Annotated in this window: 3 protein-coding genes; 2 read left to right on the forward strand and 1 reads right to left on the reverse strand. The window is 70.9% G+C overall.

The genetic code is table 11. The features are described from left to right. Nucleotides 1–9 precede the first annotated feature (9 nt). Nucleotides 10–153, forward strand: coding sequence for a helix-turn-helix domain-containing protein (locus tag EQG76_RS33525; protein ID WP_407925549.1), 144 nt, complete (start codon nt 10–12; stop codon nt 151–153). A gap of 178 nt (nt 154–331) precedes the next feature. Beyond that, entirely contained in the window at nt 332–709 is a 378-nt protein-coding gene (locus EQG76_RS17065) for a hypothetical protein (protein ID WP_159715603.1), read from the forward strand. Between the two features lie 39 nt (nt 710–748). On the opposite strand, the gene EQG76_RS17070 is transcribed toward EQG76_RS17065, so the two are convergent. Beyond that, a partial coding sequence (locus EQG76_RS17070; protein WP_200840876.1) for a gamma-glutamyltransferase family protein occupies nt 749–1,757 on the reverse strand: 1,009 nt, incomplete at its 5' end.

Consider the following 1,757-nt stretch of genomic DNA (forward strand, 5'->3'; position numbering starts at 1 on the left):
GGCATCGATCTGGAGGCCATGGAGCGCAGCTTCATGCAGCAGGCGCTGGAGCGCACCAACTGGAACGTGACCGCGGCGGCCAAGCTACTGGGGCTGGGCCGCGACGCCCTGCGCTACCGGGTGGAGAAGCTGGCGCTCACCAAGCCCGGCTGATCCACCGGGGCGGCGGGCTGCCGGTGGGTGAGACCACCCGCCGGATTGGGGCATATCACCCACACAGCTCCGCTCCGACGACGATCGGTTCCGGCAAATCCTTGAGCAGGCTCACTGTTTTTCCGGTGGCACGTTGATTGCTCCCGGACATCCAGGAAGCCTTCAGGGAAACACCTCGATGCACGTCTATGCTGGCCTGGGCAGGGCGACTGCCTCCTACTCCCGGATCCGCCCGTTGCCAGCTCCCTCCACCGTGGCGCGACCGGCCCTGGCACGGGGGGGGAGGGCTGTCGCCACGGCGCATGGCGGGCTGCTGATCACCTTCGAGGGCGGGGCAGGGGTCACCGTGTCGATCGGCCCGCGCAAGGTCATCTTCACCTGCCATTTCCCGCTGCGAGCAGGCCAGAAGCTGAGCGGCTACGTCCTGATGCCGCGCACGCCGGAGCGGCCCAGTACCGCAGGCAGCTACCTGGCGAAGGTGACCCGGGTCAGGCCGGCGGGCGGGAACTCGTTCGAGGTGACGGCGCGCTTCCTGTGGCCCAGGGCCGAGTCCTGAGCGGGTGCTGCCGCATGTCGACCCTGCCCGGCCACCGTCTCACTCGCCGGCGGCCGCGCCTTCGCGGCGCGGGTCGACGCCGCTCTCCAGCCCAGTGGGGCCAAGCCGGATCGCGTGCAGCCCGCTGTTCAGCGGCTTGACCTGGACCTCCTGGCCGCGCGCCCGCAGTGCCGCCTCGAACGCCGCCGCCTCGGTACCGGCCTCCAGCTCGACCGGGCCGTTGCGGCTGAGCACATGGCCCATCGCCACCGCCGCCTGCGGATCCATGCCCCAGTCCAGGATCGCTACCAGGGCCTGGGCAACATAGCCGATGATCTGGCTGCCGCCGGGCGAGCCGATCAGCAGGATCGGCGCGCCGGCCCGGTCGAACACGATGGTAGGCGCCATCGAGCTGCGCGGCCGCTTGCCCGGCTCCAGCCGGTTGGCGACCGGCCGGCCGTTCTCCTCGGGCGCAAAGGCGAAGTCGGTCAGCTCGTTGTTGAGCAGGAAGCCACCGGCCATCAGCCGGCTGCCGAAGCCGCTCTCGATCGTGGTCGTCATCGACACGGCGTTGCCGGCAGCGTCGACCACCACGAGCTGCGAGGTGCCGGGCAGCTTGTCGCTCTCGTCGGGTGCGAGGAGCGTGGCCTCGCGCCAGGGCGGGTTGCCGGCTTCGGCCTTGGCCATCGAGCGGTCCAGCGCGATCCCCTGCGCGCGGGCGGTCAGGTAGGCCTGGTCGAGCAGGCCGCGTACGGGAACCCGGATGAAGTCGCTGTCGGCGAGGTAGAGGTTGCGGTCGGCGAAGGCGAGCTTGGAGGCTTCCACCAGCACCTGCATGCCATCGGCGGTCGGCCTCAGCCCGGCCATGTCGAAATGCTCGAGCAGGCCCAGGATCTGCAGCACGGCGATGCCGCCGGAACTGGGCGGGCCCATGCCGCACACCCGGTACACGCGGTAGGGCCGGCAGACCGGGTCGCGCAGGACCACCCGGTAGTCGGCCAGATCCTGCATGGTCAAGGTCGCGGGGTTGCGGGCGGCCCCGGCGACCGCCGCCACGATCTCCTGGCCG

Source organism: Geminicoccus flavidas (genome assembly GCF_009806515.1).
Taxonomy (GTDB): Bacteria; Pseudomonadota; Alphaproteobacteria; order Geminicoccales; family Geminicoccaceae; genus Geminicoccus; species Geminicoccus flavidus.